The following is a 20,334-nucleotide window of genomic DNA, read 5'->3' on the forward strand; positions in this document are numbered from 1 at the left end:
GCGTATCTTCTGACTTTATTGCCTAATTCTATGAAAGATGCCGTATCCGAACGCCACGATCACCAGGTGTTCCCGAACCAGGCGCGCATGGTTGCCCTGCTCGAGGCGCTGGCACCTAGCGAGGGGTACAACCTCACGCCCCTGGCCAGCGTCCGCCTCCTCAGATCGAATCGCCCCCTGGCGCGGACACCCGTTCTCTACGATCCCGGTATCGTGATCGTATGCCAGGGCTGCAAGCGCGGGTATTTCGGCGATCAGGTCTATGTGTACGACGAGCAGCACTACCTGGCCGTCGCCGTGCCCGTTCCCTTCACCATGGAAACGGACGCGACGGCCGAGCGTCCGCTATTGGCCATCTACCTGCACCTGGACTTCCAGCTCGCCGCCGAGCTGATGGTCCAGATCGACCAGCGGCAGGCGCCCTCGCCGAAGCAGGCGCCGCGGAGCATGATGTCGAGCCCCATGGATGAGCCGCTCGCCGATTCCGTCCTGCGCTTGCTGACGGCGATGAACGACCCCCTCGAAGCGACGATCCTCGGCCCCGCTTTGCTGCGCGAGCTGTATTTCCGCGTCCTGACCGGCGCCCAGGGTACTGTCATGCGTGCCGCGTTGGCCATGCAAGGGCAGTTCGGCAGGATCGCCAAGGCGCTTCGGCGTATTCACACGGCCTACGCGCAGCCGCTCGACCTTGCGCAACTGGCCGACGAAGCCGGCATGAGCGTGCCTTCGTTCCACAGCCACTTCAAGGCGATCACCCAGACGTCGCCGATGCAATATGTGAAATGCACCCGCCTGCATCAGGCCCGCTTGCTGATCGTGCGCCAGGGCATGACGGCGCAGGCTGCCAGCCATGCCGTGGGCTATGCCAGCGCCTCGCAGTTCAATCGCGAGTTCAAGCGGCTGTTCGGACGCTCGCCCCAGGCGGAGGCCAGGCGCATGCGCGAGAGTTTCGCTATTCCACCGGCGCATGCGCAGGCGTCGTATGTGTCTTCCCATTAGGTTCCGCTGCGCGGTGCTCTTGCCGGAGCCGTTCAGGCCGGCAAAAAACTCAATTCAGGCGCGCCCATGCAGTTTGCGAACGGTGAAGACCTTGCCCGTCGTAACCTTGCCCCGAGGCTTGGTTTCGCCAAACACTTCAACGCGACCGTCGGCATGGGGCGCGATAGTACGCTAGATGTGTGGCGGCGGCAGCTATTTCCGGGATCTGATTCTCCGGGCTCTCGATAGCCGCTTCGCTGAGTGGGTTCTTCGGAAGGGATGCCATTTTTCTCCTGGGGCCTGTCAGACGCGAAGACTCGTGTAGTTGTGCCGACGCTTACCCACAGGCAAAAGGGCTTCCTCATCACAGGACTGCGTCAAAAGCTTGCAAGATGCATGAGCGTGGGGATGTGGACGCTGCAGGCACAAAAAAGGCTGCCATTTGGCTAATGCCGTTCACTTAAGCCATTGGGGCCGCTTTGCGGCCCTTCGCGGGCAAGCCCGCGAAGGGCTGCAAGGCAGCCCCAATCGATGTCACATCAGACTTAAGTGAACAGCATTAGCCATTTGGCAGCCCTTTAGGTTTAATCCCAGCTCAACGCCCCACCCGTCTGATACTCGATCACCCGTGTCTCGAAGAAGTTCTTCTCCTTCTTGAGGTCCATGATCTCGCTCATCCAAGGGAACGGATTGGTCGTCCCGGGATACTCTTCCTTCAACCCAATCTGGGTCAGTCGACGGTTGGCGATGAACTTGAGGTAGTCCTCCATCATCGCCGCGTTCATGCCCAGCACGCCGCGTGGCATGGTGTCGCGGGCGTATTCGATCTCCAGCTGGGTCCCTTGCAGGATCATCTGGGTCGCTTCTTCCTTCATCGCCGCATCCCACAGGTGCGGGTTCTCGATCTTGATCTGGTTGATCACGTCGATACCGAAGTTCAGGTGCATCGACTCGTCACGCAGGATGTACTGGAACTGCTCGGCCACGCCAGTCATCTTGTTGCGGCGGCCCATGGACAGGATCTGGGTGAAGCCGCAGTAGAAGAAGATGCCTTCCAGCACGCAGTAGTAGGCGATCAGGTTGCGCAGCAGTTCCTTGTCGGTCTCGACGGTGCCGGTGTTGAATTCCGGGTCGGAGATGGCGCGGGTGTACTTCAGGCCCCAGGCCGCCTTCTTAGCGACCGACGGGATCTCGTGGTACATGTTGAAGATCTCGCCTTCATCCATGCCCAGCGACTCGATGCAGTACTGGTAGGCGTGGGTGTGGATCGCCTCTTCGAAGGCCTGGCGCAGGATGTACTGGCGGCACTCGGGGTTGGTGATCAGGCGGTACACGGCCAGGGCCAGGTTGTTGGCCACCAGGGAGTCGGCGGTGGAGAAGAAGCCGAGGTTGCGCATCACGATGCGGCGCTCGTCCTCGGTCAGGCCGTCCTGGCTCTTCCACAGGGCGATGTCGGCGGTCATGTTGACCTCTTGCGGCATCCAGTGGTTGGCGCAGCCGTCGAGGTACTTCTGCCAGGCCCAGTCGTACTTGAACGGTACCAACTGGTTGAGGTCGGCGCGGCAGTTGATCATGCGCTTCTCGTCGACACGCACGCGGGCGCTGGAGCCTTCCAGCTCGGCCAGGCCTTCGGCGATGTCCAGTTCGTCCAGGGCGGCCTTGGCGCGCTTGACCGCGTCGGAGTCGGCGGCGCTGGCCTGGCGGGCTTCCTGGGCGGCGGCGTCACCGGCGCTGTCCAGTTTGTCGAGGGTGGCAGCGGCGGCGTTGCCCTGCGCAGCGGTGTTGCCTTTGGCGGCGACTTCGCCGTCTTCTTTATCGAATTCGTCCCAGCTCAGCATGGTAAGTGCTCCTGCTCGAGGGCCATCTACAAGTATGGCCGGTGGATCTTGGTTGCGGTGCTTGAGCCCCGGTTCGGGGGTACTGCGGTGCACGCAAATCTGATGTGCCCGGGGAAGGGCTGACCGGGGCGGTGGGGCCCCGGCTTGTTGTGTCTGGCTGTAGGAGGGCGGTGGCCCTTTCGCGGGCAAACCCGCTCCCACAGGGTCTGTGCCGTGGCACAGAAAAGAGGCTTCCCGGAGGAAGCCTCAGCGAGCCTTACTGGCAGGCTTCGCAGTCAGGCTCGTCGATCGCGCAGGCCTTCGGCACCGGGGCTGGGCCAGCAGCCTGGAGCGGGGCGCTGTCGCCGCCGCTGGAGACGGCATTGAGCTTGCCGGTGTTGATGGTCGACTTCTCGGTGCTGGTCGCGGCCAGGGCACGGAGGTAGTAGGTGGTCTTCAGGCCACGGAACCATGCCATGCGGTAGGTCACGTCGAGCTTCTTGCCCGAGGCGCCGGCGATGTACAGGTTCAGCGACTGGGCCTGGTCGATCCACTTCTGGCGACGGCTGGCCGCTTCGACGATCCAGCGGGTCTCGACTTCGAAGGCGGTGGCGTACAGGTCCTTCAGCTCTTGCGGGATACGCTCGATCTGCTGGACCGAACCGTCGTAGTACTTCAGGTCGTTGATCATGACCGAGTCCCACAGGCCACGGGCCTTGAGGTCGCGGACCAGGTACGGGTTGATCACGGTGAACTCGCCCGACAGGTTCGATTTCACGTACAGGTTCTGGTACGTCGGCTCGATCGACTGCGACACGCCGGTGATGTTGGCGATGGTCGCGGTCGGCGCGATGGCCATGATGTTCGAGTTGCGGATGCCTTTCTTGACGCGCTCACGCACCGGCGCCCAGTCCAGGGTCTCGTCCAGGTTGACGTCGATGTACTTGGCGCCACGGGCTTCGATCAGGATCTGCTGGGAGTCCAGCGGCAGGATGCCCTTGGACCACAGCGAGCCCTGGAAGGTCTCGTAGGCACCACGCTCGTCGGCCAGGTCGCACGAGGCCTGGATGGCGTAGTAGCTGACCGCTTCCATGGAGCGGTCGGCGAACTCCACGGCAGCGTCCGAGCCGTACGGGATGTGCTGCAGGTACAGCGCGTCCTGGAAGCCCATGATGCCCAGGCCGACCGGGCGGTGCTTGAAGTTCGAGTTCTGCGCCTGCGGCACCGAGTAGTAGTTGATGTCGATCACGTTGTCGAGCATGCGCACGGCGGTCTTGACGGTACGCGCCAGCTTGGCGGTATCCAGCTTGCCGTCGGTGATGTGGTTCGGCAGGTTGATCGAACCCAGGTTGCACACGGCGATTTCGTCGGCGTTGGTGTTCAGGGTGATCTCGGTGCACAGGTTCGAGCTGTGCACCACGCCCACGTGCTGCTGCGGCGAGCGCAGATTGCACGGGTCCTTGAAGGTCAGCCACGGGTGGCCGGTCTCGAACAGCATCGACAGCATCTTGCGCCACAGGTCCTTGGCCTGGACGACCTTGAACACCTTGATCTTGTTGTACTCGGTCAGGGCTTCGTAGTACTCGTAGCGCTCTTCGAAGGCCTTGCCGGTCAGATCGTGCAGGTCGGGGACTTCCGAGGGCGAGAACAGGGTCCACTTGCCGTCGTCGAAGACGCGCTTCATGAACAGGTCCGGGATCCAGTTGGCGGTGTTCATGTCGTGGGTACGGCGACGGTCGTCACCGGTGTTCTTGCGCAGCTCGAGGAATTCCTCGATGTCCAGGTGCCAGGTTTCCAGGTAGGCGCAGACCGCGCCCTTGCGCTTGCCGCCCTGGTTGACCGCGACGGCGGTGTCATTGACCACCTTCAGGAACGGCACGACGCCCTGCGACTTGCCGTTGGTGCCCTTGATGTACGAGCCCAGGGCACGCACCGGGGTCCAGTCGTTGCCCAGGCCACCGGCGAATTTCGACAGCATGGCGTTGTCGTGGATGGCCTTGTAGATGCCCGACAGGTCGTCCGGCACGGTGGTCAGGTAGCAGCTCGACAGCTGCGGACGCAGGGTACCGGCGTTGAACAGGGTCGGGGTCGAGGCCATGTAGTCGAACGACGACAGCAGGTTGTAGAACTCGATCGCACGGGCTTCGCGGTCTTTCTCCTGCAGCGCCAGGCCCATGGCCACGCGCATGAAGAACACCTGCGGCAGCTCGAAGCGCACGCCATCCTTGTGGATGAAGTAGCGGTCGTAGAGGGTCTGCAGGCCCAGGTAGGTGAATTGCTGGTCACGCTCGTGGTCGATGGCCTTGCCCAGGCGCTCCAGGTCGTAGCCTTTGAGGGCCGGGTCGAGCAGCTCGAACTCGACGCCTTTCTCGACGTAGGCCGGCAGGGCCTTGGCGTACAGCTCGGCCATCTCGTGGTGGGTGGCGCTGTCGGCCACGTCCAGGAAGCCCAGGGCCTCGGCGCGCAGGGTGTCCATCAGCAGGCGGGCGGTGACGAAGGAGTAGTTCGGTTCACGCTCGACCAGGGTACGGGCGGTCATCACCAGGGCGGTGTTGACGTCCTTGATGGCCACGCCGTCGTACAGGTTCTTCAGGGTGTCGCGCTGGATCAGCTCGCCATCGACCTCGGCCAGGCCTTCGCAGGCCTCGCTGATGATGGTGTTCAGGCGCGCCATGTCCAGCGGCGCCAGGCTGCCGTCGGCCAGGGTGATGCGGATGGTCGGATGCGGCTCGACCACGCTGTCGGTGTTGGCGCGGGTAGCACGCTCCTTGGCGCGTTGCTCGCGGTAGATCACGTAGTCGCGGGCGACCTTCTGCTCGCCGGCGCGCATCAGGGCCAGTTCGACCTGGTCCTGGATTTCTTCGATGTGGATGGTGCCACCCGACGGCATGCGGCGCTTGAACGTCGCGGTGACCTGCTCGGTCAGGCGGGCGACGGTGTCATGGATGCGCGACGAGGCGGCGGCGGTGCCGCCTTCAACTGCGAGGAACGCCTTGGTGATGGCCACGGTGATCTTGTCGTCGGTGTAGGGGACGACAGTGCCGTTGCGCTTGATCACACGCAGTTGGCCTGGGGCGGTGGCAGCCAGATCCTGGTTCGAATCGGCGGCCTGCGGCGCCTTGGCCTGCGGGTTCTCGCGAGTTGTGTCGGTTTGCATGGGTGGGTGTCTCCACAGTTTCTATATTGTTCAGGCGCCTTTTGGGCGCCCACCGTTCCGTCCACTTGCTCGATGACCCGGGCGGGGATGCGTCGTGCGCGCGCATCCGCCCGCTCGGGCGTACCGACTTCGGGACAGACTCAGGAATAAGGGGCAATAACCTGCCGCTCCCTGGCCGAAGTCAAAGGTTCTGGGCTGCGCCCAAAAACTGTTGCTGATGAGTGCCCGGCGTAGCCTGCAACACCCATGCCCGAACAAGGCCCTGCAAGGGCTTGCCTCGGTCGCCTCCGCAGGAGCGGTTTGGCTGCTGAAATCACCTGAAGTTCAGCCAGAAAAATCGCTTGAATTTGCCTGGCGACTTGTGTTTGTGATTTTGCGCGAAACCCAATATCTAGTGGTCCGCTGCGATGGGGATACAAGATAATGCGGTATCGGGGTCTTTGCAAGGCGAGCGCCTGTGGATAACTTGTGCGTACTTTGTGTGTGATCCGTGGGTATTCGCTGTAGGCCTTATGCCCAGTGGTTTTCACCTTTTTTCTGCGTCCCAATGCCTCGCTGCGGATTTTGGCGGGCGCGAACCCTATCACAAAAAACGGTTCAGTCCAGGGGCGAGGGCGAGGTTGGCAGTACCCGGCGCGGAACGTAGTATCCGGGGGCGATGTTGCGCTTCGGTGACGGGCAATGGGCTGCGAAGCGGCCCGCCTCGGCAACATGGCAGCCCCAGCCCTGCATAACGACAACAACATCGAGGTAGGCCCATGGACCAGCCCAGCAACCGCATCCTGATCGTCGAGGACGACCAGCGCCTGGCCGAGCTCACCGCCGAATACCTGCAAACCAACGGTTTCGAGGTGGCGGTGGAGGGCGACGGTGGCCGTGCCGCGCGGCGTATCGTCGACAGCCAGCCGGACCTGGTGATCCTCGACCTGATGCTGCCTGGCGAGGACGGCCTGAGCATCTGCCGGCGGGTGCGTGGCCAGTACGCCGGCCCCATCCTCATGCTCACCGCCCGCGGCGACGAGCTCGACCAGGTGCAAGGGCTGGACCTGGGCGCCGACGACTATGTCTGCAAGCCGGTGCGCCCACGGCTGCTGCTGGCGCGCATCAATGCCCTGCTGCGCCGCAGCGAGACACCCGACAGCAAGCGCCAGCAGTTGCAGTTCGGCGCCCTGCGCATCGACAACCGCCTGCGCGAGGCCTGGCTGGGCGAACAGGCGATCGACCTGACCGGCGCCGAGTTCGACCTGCTCTGGCTGCTGGCGAGCAACACCGGGCGCGTGCTGTCGCGCGAAGAGATCTTCACCTCCTTGCGTGGCGTCGGCTACGACGGCCAGGACCGCTCCATCGACGTGCGCATCTCCAAGATCCGTCCCAAGATCGGCGACGACCCGATCCACCCGCGTCTGATCAAGACCCTACGCAGCAAGGGCTACCTGTTCGTCGGCGAGGCTGCCCAGGCACCCGGCCCATGAACTCGATCTTCCTGCGCATCTATGGCGGCATGCTCGCGGTACTGGTGCTGGTGGCCGTGCTGGGCGTGCTCAGCCTGCACCTGGTCAACGAAGTGCGTGCCGGCCAGCACCGTGAGCGCCTGGCCCAGGGGACATTCAGCCTGATGGCCGACAACCTGGCGCTGCAGAACGAGGTGGAGCGCAAGCGCTCGCTGGTGATCTGGGAGCGCCTGCTCGGTGTGCCGTTGGACTTGCAGCCCCTGTCGGCGCTCACCCTCGATGGCAGCCAGCGGGCCCGCCTGCGCCGTGGCCTGGTGGTGGTGGAGAAGACCGGCCCGCATGCGGTCCGGGTGCTGCGCCAGGTCGGCCAGGAGGACGAGCTGCTGGTCGCCCAGGTCAAGCAGGTCAGCGAGCAACTGGCGCGCGCCACCCTGTTCCTGCTGGCCGACGAGCTGGTGCGCTACCCGGTGACCGAACAGCAGCGGCGCCTGGCAGAGATCAAGCAGAGCAAGGGGTTTGGCTTCGACATCGCCTTGCAGCGCCTGGAGCGGGTCGGCCTGGACGACGACCAGCGGCGTCGGGTAGAGGAGGGCGACACGGTGATGGCCCTGGGCAAGGATGGCGACGCCATCCGGGTGTTCTCGGGGCTGGCCGGCTCGCCCTGGGTGCTGGAGATCGGCCCGCTGTACCAGCTCAACCTCTACCCACCGCAGTTGCTGGTGCTCATCGCCTTCCTCGGCCTGTGCCTGATCGGCCTGGTGGTCTACCTGCTGGTGCGCCAGTTGGAGCGGCGCGTGTCGGGCCTGGAGATCGCCGCCACCCGGTTGGCCAAGGGCAGCCTGGATACCCGCGTGCCGGCGGGCGATGCCGATTCGGTGGGGCGCCTGGCGACCGCCTTCAACGACATGGCCGAACACCTGCAGCGCTCCCTGACCATGCAGCGTGAACTGGTGCGGGCGGTGTCCCACGAGCTGCGCACACCGGTGGCGCGGTTGCGCTTCGGCCTGGAGATGATCGAAAGCGCCAGTACCGAACAGGCCAGGGCCAAGCACCTGGCCGGCATGGACAGCGACATCCAGGACCTGGACAAACTGGTGGACGAGATGCTGACCTACGCCCGCCTGGAGCAGGGCGCACCGGCGCTGACGTTCCAGGCGGTGGACCTGGATGCCCTGCTGGATCGGGTGATCGAGGAACTGGCCCCCCTGCGTGCCGAGGTCAAGGTGGTGCGTGGCGAATGCCAGGGGGGCGAGGCCACGGGGGCCTGGGTCGAGGCCGAGCCACGCTACCTGCACCGAGCCCTGCAGAACCTGGTGGGCAATGCCATGCGCCATGCCGAGTCGCAGGTTCGCTTGAGCTACCAGATCGGCCAGCAGCGCTGTCGCATCGACGTGGAGGACGACGGGCCGGGGATCCCGGAGGGCGTCTGGGATCGCATCTTCACGCCTTTCACGCGCCTGGACGACAGCCGCACACGTGCCTCGGGCGGGCATGGCCTGGGGCTTTCCATCGTACGGCGGATCATCTACTGGCACGGCGGGCGGGCCGTGGTGGGGCGCAGCGAGCAGTTGGGCGGCGCCTGCTTCAGCCTGAACTGGCCACGGGCCCAGGCGCCGGAGTGAAGGTCAGACGCTGACCAGGCTGAGCAAGTGGCCATCGGCGACGCGGAACTGGCCTTCCAGTTCTCGGCCGTTGTGCCATTGGGGGGACAGGTCGGTGAGCAGGCGCAGGCGGGCGAAGCCGTCGGTGGACCACTCCAGCAGTTCGGCGTGCTCGAAATAGAAGCGCTGCCGGGTCAGCGGGTAGAGCGTCTTGAACAGGCTTTCCTTGAGCGAGAAGGTCAGGGTCACGGCCAGGCCGACCTGCGCGCGATCCAGGCGCTGGAGCTCTGCCGGCGTGAGGATCTCGCCGGCCAGGCGCTCGGCGCGCTCGTCGTCCAGCAGGCTCTCCTGGTCCAGGCCCAGGCCTTGGCAAGCGCCCTCGGCGGCCACCACCGCGGCGGCCCAGCCCTTGCCGTGGGTGATCGAGCCATGGATGCCGGCCGGCCAGATCGGCGAGCGGTCCTCGTGGGTGCCCGGCACGTAGTCGCGCCCGTCCAGGCGTTGCAGTGCGGCGCGGGCGCAGACCCGGCCGGCCAGGTACTCGGCCTGGCGCTTGGCCACCGAGCGTTGCAGGCTAGCGCTCTGCTCGATACCGGCGCGCTGGAAGTCGTCGGCGGCCAGGTGGCTGGGGTCGAAGGTGCAACTGACCAATACCGCGCCGGGGACCGGGCGGGGCAGGGGCCAGTGGTGCTGGAGGGGGGTGCAGCAGGACGGGAGTTTGTTCATGCAGGCTATTGTGCCAGCCGATCAAGCGGCATGGGAGCTTGATCTACCAGGGAGCCTTGCAGCCCACCGCCGACAAGCCGGCGATGGGCCGCACAGCGGCCCCAATGCCTCGTCAGTCGAACAGTTTTTTGAAAAACGCCTGCATGTCCGCCCAGGAGCTCTCGTCCGCCGCCTTGTTGTAGGCAATGTCCGGCCCGCCATGTTCCCCATGGCTTAGCCGGTCGGCATCCGGGTTGGTGAAGCCATGCTTGGCCCCGGGGATGCTGACGAACTCGAAGCTCGCCCCGGCGGCGTCCATCTCCTTCTTGAACGCCTTCACCTGCTGCTCGGTGATCATGCTGTCGGCCGCGCCATGCTCCACCAGGATCCTGGCCTTGACACTGCCAGGCGCGGCCGGGGCCTGGGTGGCCAGCGCGCCATGGAAGCTCACCACCCCGGCCAGCGGCACGCCACGGCGGGCAGCGTCGAGCACCACCTTGCCGCCGAAGCAGTAGCCGATGGCGGCCAGCTTGGCCTCGTCGGTATAGGGCTGCAGCTTGAGCAACTCGAGGCCGGCATCGAAGCGCCGGGTCGCGGCCTTGGGATCCTTCATCGCAGCGGCCATGAAGGCCTGGGCATTCTCGGGATGCTCGGTGTTCTTGCCATCGCCGTACATGTCGATGGCCAGGGCGCTGTAGCCAAGGGCGGCAAGGTCCCGGGCACGGCGCTTGGCATAGTCGTTCAGCCCCCACCATTCATGCACCACGACGACGCCGGGGCGCTTGCCTTCGACGGCGTCGTCGTAGGCGTAATAGCCCACCAGGCGCTGGCCGTCGGCATCCTGGTAGGGGATTTCACGGGTCTGCACCGCCGCCTGGGCGAGGGCGGTGGCGCACATCAGGGCCAGGGCAAGCAAGGAACGCATGGTCGGTACTCCTTCACAGGGTGCAATTCGTTCAGCCAGGGTTCAGCCAGGGTTCAGCCAGGGTTCAGCGGCGGTTCAGGGCACCTTCCCTACTCTAGCCCCCAGACACAGACAACGCATCCAACTGGAGTAGCCAACCCATGAAAACACTCAACACCCTGATGGTCGCCATGGCCGTTTGCGCCGCCAGCCTCACCGCCCAGGCTGCCGATGACACCTTCGCCAGCCTGACCTACGGCCAGACCAGCGACAAGGTACGCAAGTCCGGCCTGCTGCAACGCAACGCCGGCCACCTGAACAGCGACGGCATCATCGGCAAGGACGACACCTGGGGCGTGCGCCTGGGCAAGGTGAACGACCAGGGCCGCTATTACCTGACCTACGACAACGTCTCGGGCGAGCACAGCGGCCTCAAGCTGCGCCAGGAGAACCTGCTCGGCAGCTACGATGTGTTCCTGCCGGTGGGCGACACCACCCAGCTGTTCGGCGGTGGCAGCCTGGGCGTGACCAAGCTGTCCCAGGAGTCTTCCGGCTACAGTCGCGACACCGACATGGGCTATGCCGTGGGCCTGCAGGCCGGTGTGTTGCAGCAGGTCACCGACAACGCTTCGGTGGAGCTGGGTTATCGTTACCTGCGTAGCAATGCCAGCACCGAGCTGGTGGAACACGGCGGTCCGAAGGTCGGCACCCTGCGCCTGACCAGCAGCGCCCAGACCTACCTGTCGGCCAACTACCGGTTCTGACCCTCGCTGGTATGCTGTAGCGGCCCCACGGTGCTTGGTCATTTGGGGCCGCTTCGCGTCCCAGGATGACGAAGCCGCGATACGGAAGGCTTCAGGCAGCGACGCCGGCGTCGTAATTTAAGGAGAGTGGCATGAAATTGCTGGTGGTCGAGGACGAGGCGCTGCTGCGCCATCACCTGTACACGCGCCTGAGCGAGAGCGGGCATGTGGTCCAGGCGGTCGCCGAGGCCGAAGAAGCGCTTTACCAGGCCGATCAGTACCACCACGACCTGGCGGTAGTCGACCTGGGCCTGCCGGGCATGAGCGGGCTGGACCTGATCCGCCAACTGCGCAGCCAGGGCAAGAGCTTTCCCATCCTGATCCTCACTGCACGTGGCAACTGGCAGGACAAGGTCGAAGGCCTGGCCGCCGGTGCCGACGACTACGTGGTCAAGCCCTTCCAGTTCGAGGAGCTGGAAGCCCGCCTCAATGCCCTGTTGCGCCGTTCCAGCGGCTTCACCCAGCCGACCATCGCCGCCGGCCCGCTGGTGCTGGATCTCAACCGCAAGCAGGCGACCCTGGACGACCAGCCGCTGGCGCTGACCGCCTACGAATACCGCATCCTCGAGTACCTCATGCGCCATCACCAGCAGGTGGTGGCCAAGGAGCGCCTGATGGAGCAGCTCTATCCGGACGACGAGGAGCGCGACCCCAATGTCATCGAAGTGCTGGTCGGCCGCCTGCGCCGCAAGCTGGAGGGCGACCGTGGCTTCAAGCCGATCGACACGGTGCGCGGCCTGGGCTACCTGTTCACCGAGCGCTGCCGATGATCCGTTCCCTGCGCCTGCGGCTGATGCTGGCCGCCGCGCTGCTGGCCCTGCTGTTCATGCTGGCGCTGTTGCCGGCCTTGCAGAAGGCCTTTAGCCTGGCCCTGCAGGAGTCGATCGAGCAACGCCTGGCCTCGGACGTGACCACCCTGATCTCGGCGGCGCGCATCGAGCATGGTCGCTTGCACATGCCGACGCTGTTGCCGGACGAACGCTACAACCTGCCCTATACCGGCCTCCTGGGCTACATCTTCGACCGTGAGGGCCGGCTGGTCTGGCGCTCGCGGGCCACGTCCGACCAGAACATCAACTACCGCCCACGCTACGACGGGCGTGGCAACGAGTTCGCTCGCATCCGCCAGGACGACGGCGAGGAGTTCTTCGTCTATGACGTCGAGGTCCAGTTGCTCGGTGGCAAGAGCGCGGCCTTCAGCATCGTCGCCCTGCAGCCGGTGCGCGAGTACCAGCACACCCTCGACGGCCTGCGCGAGAAGCTCTACCTGGGCTTCGGTGCGGCGTTGCTGGCGCTGATGGTGTTGCTCTGGGCCGGGCTGACCTGGGGCCTGCGTTCGCTGCGGCAACTGAGCGTGGAGCTGGACGAGGTGGAGGCGGGCGTGCGCGATGGCCTGAGCCGCGAACACCCGCGCGAACTGCTGCGCCTGACCGGTTCGCTCAACCGCCTGTTGCACAGCGAGCGCGAGCAGCGCCAGCGCTATCGTGATTCCCTGGATGACCTGGCGCACAGCCTGAAAACCCCGCTGGCCGTGTTGCAGGGCGTAGGCGAGAGCATGGGCCAGGGCAGCGGCGAGCGCGAGCAGGCGCGGGTGCTGCAAAGCCAGATCGAGCGCATGAGCCAGCAGATCGACTACCAGTTGCAGCGCGCCAGCCTGCGCAAGAGTGGGCTGGTGCGCCACCGGGTGATCCTGCGGCCGCTGCTCGAGACCTTGTGCAGCACGCTGGACAAGGTCTACCGCGACAAGCGCGTGAGCGTCGAGCTCGACATTGCGCAGCAGGCGTGGGTGCCGATGGAGCAGGGGGCCTTGCTGGAGTTGCTCGGCAACCTGCTGGAGAACGCCTACCGCCTGAGCCTCGGCCGGGTGCGCGTGGGCCTGGAGACACCACCGGGGCGGTTGGTGCTGTGCATCGAGGACGACGGCCCTGGCGTGCCACCCGACCAGCGTGAACGCATCCTCCAGCGTGGCGAGCGCCTCGATCGCCAGCACCCGGGGCAGGGCATCGGCCTGGCGGTGGTCAAGGACATCATCGACAGCTACGACGCCGAGCTGAGCCTGGACGATTCCCCGCTGGGTGGGGCGGCCTTTCGCATCGTCTTCCATCTTGATTGAGCGTAGGCTCGGCCCAATACCCGTCCGCATTGGGGCTGCGAAGCGGCCCCAGCATTCTCCAAACCCAACACTGCAAGTGCGCGAATGACGCGGTAAAGCCCACCGCCAACCGGGCGGATTCCCGCCAACCCTGCCTGTTCGATTCCCGCCGGCGGGCGGAAATCCGCCAACCTCCTCCTGCGCGACTGCCCTGTCATTGGGCAGCAAAGCCCCGAAAACACGGGGCCTGCACCCATGCTGGGCATTTTGGCACCGCCCTTGCTATCGACCCTGCAGACCTGCCCAGGCAGCTCGAACACAACGACAAATCCCTCCAGGTGCAGGAGGGTTCGCGCTTTAGGTGCCCCGACACCCTGGGAAGGGTGGAGCCGGCACACTTGAGGAAAATTAGCCATGACGACACGTCAGCCGCTGTACAAATCCCTGTATATCCAGGTGTTGGTCGCCATCACCATCGGTATCCTGCTCGGCCACTACGCCCCGGAAACCGGCGTCGCTCTCAAACCCCTGGGTGACGGATTCGTCAAACTGATCAAGATGGTCATCGCCCCGATCATCTTCTGCACCGTGGTCAGCGGCATCGCTGGCATGCAGAGCATGAAGTCGGTCGGCAAGACCGGCGGCTACGCGCTGCTGTACTTCGAGATCGTCTCCACCATCGCCCTGATCATCGGTCTGGTGGTCGTCAACGTGGTCAAGCCGGGCGCCGGCATGCACGTCGACGTCAGCACCCTGAACGCCAGCAGCGTCGCCGCCTATGCCGCCGCCGGCGCGCAGCAGAGCACCGTCGGCTTCCTGCTCAACATCATCCCCAACACCGTGGTGGGAGCCTTCGCCAATGGCGACATCCTGCAGGTGCTGATGTTCTCCGTGCTGTTCGGCTTCGCCCTGCACCGCCTGGGTAGCTACGGCAAGCCGGTGCTCGACCTGATCGACCGCTTCGCCCACGTCATGTTCAACATCATCAACATGATCATGAAGCTGGCCCCGATCGGTGCCTTCGGCGCCATGGCCTTCACCATCGGCCAGTACGGCGTCGGCTCGCTGGTGCAGCTGAGCTACCTGATGATCTGCTTCTACCTCACCTGCCTGCTGTTCATCCTGGTGGTCCTGGGTTCCATCTGCCGTGCCCACGGTTTCAGCGTGCTGAAGCTGATCCGCTACATCCGTGAAGAGCTGATGATCGTCCTGGGCACCTCCTCCTCGGAGTCGGCCCTGCCGCGCATGCTGGCCAAGATGGAACGCCTGGGCGCGAAGAAGTCCGTGGTCGGCCTGGTGATCCCCACCGGCTATTCGTTCAACCTGGACGGCACCTCGATCTACCTGACCATGGCCGCGGTGTTCATCGCCCAGGCCACCGACACCACCATGGACATCACCCACCAGATCACCCTGCTGCTGGTGCTGCTGATCGCCTCCAAGGGGGCGGCGGGGGTCACCGGTTCGGGCTTCATCGTCCTGGCCGCCACCCTGTCCGCCGTCGGCCACCTGCCGGTTGCCGGCCTGGCGCTGATCCTGGGTATCGACCGCTTCATGTCCGAGGCCCGTGCCCTGACCAACCTGATCGGTAACGCCGTCGCCACCGTGGTCGTGGCCAAGTGGGTCAACGAGCTGGATACCGACCAGCTGCAGGCCGAGCTGGCGTCTGGCGGTTCGCCGCTGGTCGACCCTCGTCCGGTCGACGACCTGGGCGTGGCCGAAGGTCCGGCCCGCTGATCCTTGTTTGAATGGAACAGGCGACCCTTGGGGCAATGCCTGTCAGTTAAGCGGCGTTCTGTCATTTTTGGGGCTGCCTTGCAGCCCATCGCCGGCTTGCCGGCGATGGGGCGCGAAGCGGCCCCGAATGGCAGCAAGAACCGCCATTGAGGCAAGCCCGCTCGCCGGCTACTCGAGGCGAGTCTCCCCGCTGTACACCAATATCTGCCGACACCGCCGGCACAGGTAGCGCCGCCCCTGGCGCACCAGCTTGTGCCGCTGCGCGGTGAACGGAAAGTCGCTCTCCGGGCATGGGCAGCGATAGATGTAGCGCATCGTCGTGCGCCGCTCCACGGCATAGTTGTGGCAGCGATGCGGCGGCAACTCGTACACCCCGCGCATGATCAACTGCCATTCCTCGCCATGGGGCTGGATGCTGTCGCCGAACAGCTGGTGCGCCACCAGGTGGGCGACCTCATGGGCCACGGTCTGGCGCAGGAAGTCTTCCTGGTTCTCGCGATACAGCTGCAGGTTGAAGCGCAGCAGGTTCTCGTGCAGGTGGGCGACGCCGGCCTTCTGGCCGCGCAGCTTGAAGCTGACTTCCGGGCGCGGGAAGGGGCGTTTGAAGAAGGCTTCGGCTTGCTGGTAGCAGGTTTCGACGCGTTGTCTGAGCAGTTCGGGCATGGCAGGCGGGTTCTCCTGGCCGGGCATTATGCCGCAAGCGCCAGGCGCCTGCCGAGCCATCGGTCTGCGCACGGCCAGAGGCCGCCTTGCGGCGGCCCCTGGTGATGCCCCAGTGTTGGAATCGATCTAGTTGGTATAGACAGGCCCTACGCCCAGGCCCCAGATGATCACGGTGGCGGCCATGATCGCCACCAGCACCACCAGGCCTACCGCCAGCACCGAACTGGAGAACAGGAAGCCCTCGTCGGTGGGGATGTTCATGAAGGTCGGCAGGCCGACATACAGCAGGTAGACCGTGTAGCAGATCGCCGCCGTGCCCACCAGCATGCCTAGCCACAGGTGCGGGTAGAGCGCCGCCAGACCACCGATGAACAGTGGGGTGGCGGTATAGGTGGCGAAGGCGATGCATTGCGCCATGGAAGGGTTGGCATCGTAGGTGCGCGCCATCCAGTGGATGAAGGCGCCCATCACCGCGACGCCGGCGAGCATCGCCAGGTAGGACATGATGCTCATCCATAGCGCACTTTCCATGGTCAGCATCACCGCCGGCCTGTCGCCGATGACCCAGCCGACCTGGGTCGTGCCGATGAACGCCGATACCGCCGGGATCGCCGCCAATATCAACGTGTGGGTCAGGTACATGTGGCTGATGCTTTCTTCCTCGCCACGAATCTCCCGCCACTCCTGATCAGGATGGGTAAACAGCCCCAGAACGTGATGGATCATGCCGGTCACTCCTATCGTCGTTGCCAAACGCCCCCCAAGTGGAGCGCTTGTGGCCCGAGGCCAGGACACCGATGCAAGCGGTCTTGTGGCCTTATGTCGCAGTATAGGAAGCCGTTACCCGCATAAAACCGGCTTTTTAGAGCAAATTGCGCTGTCAGGCGGGCTCTTGATTCTTTATCGGAATGGCCTACGCCAACGCTCGGTTTGTGCGTAAAATAGCCGGCTTTTGTCACACCTCGCGGATCCAAGCGCTATGGGCACCCTCTCGGTCAACCAGAACAAACTGCAAAAACGCCTGCGGCGTCTCGCCGGCGAAGCCATCACCGACTACAACATGATCGAGGATGGCGACAAGGTCATGGTCTGCCTGTCCGGCGGCAAGGACAGCTACACCATGCTCGATGTTCTGTTGCACCTGCAGAAGGTGGCGCCGATCCGCTTCGAGATCGTCGCGGTGAACATGGACCAGAAGCAGCCGGGCTTCCCCGAAGAGGTGCTGCCGGCCTACCTCAAGACCCTGGGCATCGAGTACCACATCGTCGAGAAAGACACCTACTCGGTGGTCAAGGAGCTGATTCCCGAGGGCAAGACCACCTGCTCGCTGTGCTCGCGCCTGCGCCGTGGCACCCTGTACACCTTCGCCGACGAGATCGGCGCGACCAAGATGGCCCTGGGGCACCACCGCGACGATATCGTCGAGACCTTCTTCCTCAACATGTTCTTCAACGGCTCGCTCAAGGGCATGCCGCCCAAGCTGCGTGCCGACGACGGCCGCAACGTGGTGATCCGCCCGCTGGCCTACTGCAGCGAGAAGGACATCCAGGCCTACTCGGACATGAAGCAGTTCCCGATCATCCCCTGCAACCTGTGCGGTTCCCAGGAGAACCTGCAGCGCCAGGTGGTCAAGGAGATGCTGCTGGAGTGGGAGCGCAAGCACCCGGGGCGTACCGAGAACATCTTCCGGGCCCTGCAGAACGTGGCGCCGTCGCAACTGGCCGACCGCAACCTGTTCGACTTCGCCGGCCTGAAGATCGACGAGAGCGCCACGCCGCGCTTTCTCGACGTGCTGAATATCTGACCCATGCGCGACTATCGGTGGCTGCATGAATACTGCCTGAACCGCTTCGGCTCGGCGGCGGCCCTGGAGGCCTTCCTGCCGCAGCCCAGGACGCCGGCCCAGTTACGCGACATCAGCGACGATCGCTACCTGTCGACCCTGGCCCTGCGGGTGTTCCGCGCCGGGCTCAAGCACAGCCTGGTGGACGCCAAGTGGCCAGCGTTCGAGCAGGTGTTCTTCGGCTTCGACCCGCACAAGGTGGTGCTGATGGGCGCCGAGCACCTGGAGCGGTTGATGCAGGACGAGCGCATCATCCGCCATTTGGGCAAGCTCAAGAGCGTGCCGCGCAACGCGCAGATGATCCTCGACGTGCAGAAGGCGCACGGCAGCTTCGGCGCGTTCATCGCCGACTGGCCGGTGACCGATATCGTCGGGTTGTGGAAGTTCCTGGCCAAGCATGGCAACCAGTTGGGCGGGTTGTCGGCGCCACGCTTCCTGCGCATGGTCGGCAAGGACACCTTCATCCCCACCGATGACATGAGCGCCGCCTTGATCGCCCAGGGCGTGATCGACAAGCAGCCCACCAGCCAGCGCGACCTGGCGCTGGTGCAGCAGGCGTTCAACCAGTGGCACGAGGAGAGCGGGCGGCCGCTGTGCCAGCTGTCGGTGATGCTGGCGCATACCGTCAACCATTGAGCCTGCGGCGCCCCCTTCGCGGGCACGCCCGCGAAGGGTTCAACACCCTTCCCCAGCCAGCCTCCGCTCATGCTGGAACTTCCAGCGCACATAAAGAAGCCCGCTGACGAACAACCCCAGGCTCACCAGCACCTCGATCCAGCCGAACACCGCCCGCGCCGGGTCGAACGCCGCCAGCACGCCCTTGATGAAATAAATGTTCACCACGAAGCAGGTCCAGGCGTGCGCCCGGGCACTGCCCAGCAGCATGCCCGGCAGCAGCAGGAGCAGGGGCACCAGTTCGATGGCCAGGATCACCTCGACCCGTGCCCCATGCAGGTTGGCGAAGAACAGGTTGTTCACCACCAGCAGGGCGATCAGGCCGAGAAAGAACGCCAGCCCCAGTGCCCGCGCCAGGCGCAGGCGAGGCTCAAGCCAGGCCAGTGGGGGCAGGGGCTTCTTAGCCACGCTGGCTCTCCAGGGCCTTGGCGGTATTCCCCAGGCGTTGGCCGAGCGCACGGCACAGGGCGATCTCGTGGTTGTCCAGTTCGCGCTTGCCATCGGCACCGGCATGGTGGCTGGGCCCATAGGGCGTACCACCACCACGGGTCTCGAGCAGTGCCGATTCGCTGTATGGCAGGCCCATCACCAGCATGCCGTGGTGGATCAGCGGCAGCATCATCGACAACAGGGTGGTTTCCTGGCCGCCATGCAGGCTGGCGGTGGAGGTGAACACGCCGGCCGGCTTGCCGACCAGTTCGCCACCCAGCCACAGGCTGCTGGTGCCATCGAGGAAGTATTTGAGCGGCGCCGCCATGTTGCCGAAGCGGGTCGGGCTGCCCAGGGCCAGGCCTGCGCAGTGGCGCAGGTCGTCGAGGGTGGCGTAGAGCGCACCGCTGGCGGGAATGTCCGGCGCCACCGCCTCGCACTCGGTGGAGATCGCCGGCACGGTGCGCAGGCGCGCTTCCAGGCCGGTCATCTCGACACCACGGGCGATGTGCCGGGCCATCTCGCTGGTCGAGCCGTGGCGGCTGTAGTACAGGACCAGGATGTACGGATCGCTCACGGCAGGATCTCCAGTACCTTCTCCGGAGGACGACCGACCACCGCCTTGTCGCCGGCGACCAGAATCGGCCGCTCGATCAGTTTCGGGTGCTGGACCATGGCCTCGATCAGTTGCGCATCGGTCAGTTCCGGGTTGGCCAGGCCGAGGGCCTTGTACTCGTCCTCGCCGGTGCGCAGCAGCTGGCGTGGGGCGATGCCCAGCTTGCCGAGCAGGGCTTCGAGGGTGGTGGCGTCCGGCGGGGTTTCCAGGTAGCGCACGATGGTCGGGGCTAGGCCGCGCGCTTCGAGCAGTTCCAGGGCGCCGCGGGATTTCGAGCAGCGCGGGTTATGATACAGGGTCAGGTCGGTCATGACGGGTCGCATCCAACGGGGTGTGGCGGCTATTCTAACCGCAGCGACTGGCGCATAGGCTTTAAAACTTCGAGAAGGATTGACCCATGGCAAGGCGTTTGGCAGCTGTACTGGCCATCACCGCGAGCCTGTTGCTCGGCGGTTGCGGTGCAGACTACGGCGTGGACCAGCACGGCAACACGGTAAAGGCCGAGCAGCTCGACGGACAGTGGCTGGTGCTCAACTATTGGGCCGAGTGGTGCGGCCCGTGCCGTACCGAGATTCCCGAACTCAACGCCGCGGCCCGGCAGTGGGAAGGCCAGGGCATCAAGGTGGTCGGGGTGAACTTCGATGGCCTGCAGGGCCAGGACCTCAAGCAGGCCGCCGAGACGCTGGGCATCGCCTTCACCGTGCTGGCCCAGGACCCGGCCGAGCGCTACGACCTGCCACGCAGCGAGGCGCTGCCGGTGACCTACATCATCGACGACAAGGGCAAGGTGCGTGAGCAACTGATGGGCGAGCAGACGCTCGAAGGGCTGCAGGCGAAGATCAAGGCGCTTAGGGGGTAAGCGG

At 65.0% G+C, this 20,334-nt stretch carries 19 protein-coding genes; 10 read left to right on the plus strand and 9 right to left on the minus strand.

The features are described from left to right. Window positions 1-30: 30 nt before the first annotated feature. The gene (locus tag ABFA30_RS10615; RefSeq protein ID WP_410045410.1) at window positions 31-999 is read left to right on the plus strand and encodes an AraC family transcriptional regulator N-terminal domain-containing protein; all 969 of its coding nucleotides are present in this window, start codon (window positions 31-33) and stop codon (window positions 997-999) included. Window positions 1,000-1,562: 563 nt separating this feature from the next. Here ABFA30_RS10615 and ABFA30_RS10620 read toward each other — a convergent pair. Beyond that, window positions 1,563-2,816 (minus strand): ribonucleotide-diphosphate reductase subunit beta, encoded by a 1,254-nt coding sequence (locus ABFA30_RS10620; protein ID WP_225788344.1) that lies wholly within the window; start codon window positions 2,814-2,816, stop codon window positions 1,563-1,565. Between the two features lie 256 nt (window positions 2,817-3,072). Next, window positions 3,073-5,952 carry a ribonucleoside-diphosphate reductase subunit alpha gene (locus tag ABFA30_RS10625; RefSeq protein ID WP_410045411.1) on the minus strand — a complete coding sequence of 960 codons (2,880 nt, stop codon included), beginning with the start codon at window positions 5,950-5,952 and terminating at the stop codon, window positions 3,073-3,075. Between the two features lie 758 nt (window positions 5,953-6,710). Here ABFA30_RS10625 and ABFA30_RS10630 point away from each other — a divergent pair. Both ABFA30_RS10630 and ABFA30_RS10635 read left to right on the plus strand, forming a co-directional pair. After that, on the plus strand, window positions 6,711-7,424 hold the full coding sequence (locus ABFA30_RS10630) for a response regulator transcription factor (protein WP_253091480.1): 714 nt from the start codon (window positions 6,711-6,713) through the stop codon (window positions 7,422-7,424). Then, entirely contained in the window at window positions 7,421-9,025 is a 1,605-nt protein-coding gene (locus ABFA30_RS10635; protein ID WP_253081556.1) for an ATP-binding protein, read from the plus strand. The genes ABFA30_RS10630 and ABFA30_RS10635 overlap by 4 nt, the downstream gene beginning before the upstream one ends. A 3-nt stretch (window positions 9,026-9,028) precedes the next feature. On the opposite strand, the gene ABFA30_RS10640 is transcribed toward ABFA30_RS10635, so the two are convergent. Both ABFA30_RS10640 and ABFA30_RS10645 read right to left on the minus strand, forming a co-directional pair. Beyond that, window positions 9,029-9,730, minus strand: coding sequence for a 4'-phosphopantetheinyl transferase (locus tag ABFA30_RS10640; protein ID WP_253081557.1), 702 nt, complete (start codon window positions 9,728-9,730; stop codon window positions 9,029-9,031). A gap of 112 nt (window positions 9,731-9,842) precedes the next feature. Continuing rightward, window positions 9,843-10,634, minus strand: a complete 792-nt coding sequence (locus ABFA30_RS10645) for a dienelactone hydrolase family protein (protein ID WP_225788337.1) — start codon at window positions 10,632-10,634, stop codon at window positions 9,843-9,845. Between the two features lie 140 nt (window positions 10,635-10,774). Here ABFA30_RS10645 and ABFA30_RS10650 point away from each other — a divergent pair, with 140 nt between their 5' ends. The 4 genes from ABFA30_RS10650 (at window position 10,775) to ABFA30_RS10665 (ending at window position 15,245) form a co-directional block, all read left to right on the plus strand. Beyond that, window positions 10,775-11,377 (plus strand): outer membrane protein, encoded by a 603-nt coding sequence (locus ABFA30_RS10650; RefSeq protein WP_225788336.1) that lies wholly within the window; start codon window positions 10,775-10,777, stop codon window positions 11,375-11,377. 131 nt (window positions 11,378-11,508) lie between these two features. After that, window positions 11,509-12,186 carry a response regulator gene (locus ABFA30_RS10655; protein ID WP_225788335.1) on the plus strand — a complete coding sequence of 226 codons (678 nt, stop codon included), beginning with the start codon at window positions 11,509-11,511 and terminating at the stop codon, window positions 12,184-12,186. Continuing rightward, a complete protein-coding gene (locus tag ABFA30_RS10660; RefSeq protein WP_225788334.1) occupies window positions 12,183-13,529 on the plus strand; it encodes an ATP-binding protein in 1,347 nt (448 codons plus the stop codon). Before ABFA30_RS10655 ends, ABFA30_RS10660 begins: the two co-directional genes overlap by 4 nt. A 393-nt stretch (window positions 13,530-13,922) precedes the next feature. Beyond that, window positions 13,923-15,245: a dicarboxylate/amino acid:cation symporter gene (locus ABFA30_RS10665; protein WP_225788333.1), complete on the plus strand. Its 1,323-nt coding sequence runs from the start codon at window positions 13,923-13,925 to the stop codon at window positions 15,243-15,245. A gap of 168 nt (window positions 15,246-15,413) precedes the next feature. On the opposite strand, the gene ABFA30_RS10670 is transcribed toward ABFA30_RS10665, so the two are convergent. Together ABFA30_RS10670 and ABFA30_RS10675 are read right to left on the minus strand one after the other, a co-directional pair. Further along, on the minus strand, window positions 15,414-15,908 hold the full coding sequence (locus tag ABFA30_RS10670) for a SprT family zinc-dependent metalloprotease (RefSeq protein ID WP_225788332.1): 495 nt from the start codon (window positions 15,906-15,908) through the stop codon (window positions 15,414-15,416). Between the two features lie 126 nt (window positions 15,909-16,034). Next, on the minus strand, window positions 16,035-16,634 hold the full coding sequence (locus ABFA30_RS10675) for a Yip1 family protein (RefSeq protein ID WP_225788331.1): 600 nt from the start codon (window positions 16,632-16,634) through the stop codon (window positions 16,035-16,037). A 253-nt stretch (window positions 16,635-16,887) separates the two neighbouring features. On the opposite strand from ABFA30_RS10675, the gene ttcA reads away from it, so the two are divergent. After that, window positions 16,888-17,712 (plus strand): tRNA 2-thiocytidine(32) synthetase TtcA, encoded by an 825-nt coding sequence (gene ttcA / locus ABFA30_RS10680; RefSeq protein ID WP_225788330.1) that lies wholly within the window; start codon window positions 16,888-16,890, stop codon window positions 17,710-17,712. 3 nt (window positions 17,713-17,715) lie between these two features. Continuing rightward, complete coding sequence (locus ABFA30_RS10685) at window positions 17,716-18,387, plus strand: DNA-3-methyladenine glycosylase I (protein ID WP_225788329.1); 672 nt, start codon at window positions 17,716-17,718, stop codon at window positions 18,385-18,387. A 39-nt stretch (window positions 18,388-18,426) separates the two neighbouring features. Here the strand turns inward: ABFA30_RS10685 and ABFA30_RS10690 are convergent, their stop codons facing one another. Genes ABFA30_RS10690 through arsC form a run of 3 tightly spaced genes read right to left on the minus strand, consistent with a single transcriptional unit; the run spans window position 18,427 to window position 19,782 of the window. Beyond that, window positions 18,427-18,834 carry a DUF2069 domain-containing protein gene (locus tag ABFA30_RS10690; RefSeq protein ID WP_368815430.1) on the minus strand — a complete coding sequence of 136 codons (408 nt, stop codon included), beginning with the start codon at window positions 18,832-18,834 and terminating at the stop codon, window positions 18,427-18,429. Further along, window positions 18,827-19,432 carry an NAD(P)H:quinone oxidoreductase gene (wrbA, locus tag ABFA30_RS10695; protein WP_253091477.1) on the minus strand — a complete coding sequence of 202 codons (606 nt, stop codon included), beginning with the start codon at window positions 19,430-19,432 and terminating at the stop codon, window positions 18,827-18,829. The genes ABFA30_RS10690 and wrbA overlap by 8 nt, the downstream gene beginning before the upstream one ends. Then, entirely contained in the window at window positions 19,429-19,782 is a 354-nt protein-coding gene (gene arsC, locus ABFA30_RS10700; RefSeq protein ID WP_253081559.1) for an arsenate reductase (glutaredoxin), read from the minus strand. The genes wrbA and arsC overlap by 4 nt, the downstream gene beginning before the upstream one ends. An 86-nt stretch (window positions 19,783-19,868) precedes the next feature. On the opposite strand from arsC, the gene ABFA30_RS10705 reads away from it, so the two are divergent. Beyond that, a complete protein-coding gene (locus tag ABFA30_RS10705; protein WP_225788325.1) occupies window positions 19,869-20,330 on the plus strand; it encodes a TlpA disulfide reductase family protein in 462 nt (153 codons plus the stop codon). Window positions 20,331-20,334: the final 4 nt, after the last annotated feature.

The organism is Pseudomonas sp. HLMP (assembly GCF_046365545.1).
GTDB classification, from domain to species: domain Bacteria; phylum Pseudomonadota; class Gammaproteobacteria; order Pseudomonadales; family Pseudomonadaceae; genus Aquipseudomonas; species Aquipseudomonas guariconensis_B.

Coding starts and splice junctions, on each gene's coding strand:
- ABFA30_RS10615 (WP_410045410.1), top strand. CDS start 31: ATGAAAGATGCCGTATCCGAACGCCACGATCACCAGGTGTTCCCGAAC.
- ABFA30_RS10620 (WP_225788344.1), bottom strand. CDS start 2,816: ATGCTGAGCTGGGACGAATTCGATAAAGAAGACGGCGAAGTCGCCGCC.
- ABFA30_RS10625 (WP_410045411.1), bottom strand. CDS start 5,952: ATGCAAACCGACACAACTCGCGAGAACCCGCAGGCCAAGGCGCCGCAG.
- ABFA30_RS10630 (WP_253091480.1), top strand. CDS start 6,711: ATGGACCAGCCCAGCAACCGCATCCTGATCGTCGAGGACGACCAGCGC.
- ABFA30_RS10635 (WP_253081556.1), top strand. CDS start 7,421: ATGAACTCGATCTTCCTGCGCATCTATGGCGGCATGCTCGCGGTACTG.
- ABFA30_RS10640 (WP_253081557.1), bottom strand. CDS start 9,730: ATGAACAAACTCCCGTCCTGCTGCACCCCCCTCCAGCACCACTGGCCC.
- ABFA30_RS10645 (WP_225788337.1), bottom strand. CDS start 10,634: ATGCGTTCCTTGCTTGCCCTGGCCCTGATGTGCGCCACCGCCCTCGCC.
- ABFA30_RS10650 (WP_225788336.1), top strand. CDS start 10,775: ATGAAAACACTCAACACCCTGATGGTCGCCATGGCCGTTTGCGCCGCC.
- ABFA30_RS10655 (WP_225788335.1), top strand. CDS start 11,509: ATGAAATTGCTGGTGGTCGAGGACGAGGCGCTGCTGCGCCATCACCTG.
- ABFA30_RS10660 (WP_225788334.1), top strand. CDS start 12,183: ATGATCCGTTCCCTGCGCCTGCGGCTGATGCTGGCCGCCGCGCTGCTG.
- ABFA30_RS10665 (WP_225788333.1), top strand. CDS start 13,923: ATGACGACACGTCAGCCGCTGTACAAATCCCTGTATATCCAGGTGTTG.
- ABFA30_RS10670 (WP_225788332.1), bottom strand. CDS start 15,908: ATGCCCGAACTGCTCAGACAACGCGTCGAAACCTGCTACCAGCAAGCC.
- ABFA30_RS10675 (WP_225788331.1), bottom strand. CDS start 16,634: ATGATCCATCACGTTCTGGGGCTGTTTACCCATCCTGATCAGGAGTGG.
- ttcA (WP_225788330.1), top strand. CDS start 16,888: ATGGGCACCCTCTCGGTCAACCAGAACAAACTGCAAAAACGCCTGCGG.
- ABFA30_RS10685 (WP_225788329.1), top strand. CDS start 17,716: ATGCGCGACTATCGGTGGCTGCATGAATACTGCCTGAACCGCTTCGGC.
- arsC (WP_253081559.1), bottom strand. CDS start 19,782: ATGACCGACCTGACCCTGTATCATAACCCGCGCTGCTCGAAATCCCGC.
- ABFA30_RS10705 (WP_225788325.1), top strand. CDS start 19,869: ATGGCAAGGCGTTTGGCAGCTGTACTGGCCATCACCGCGAGCCTGTTG.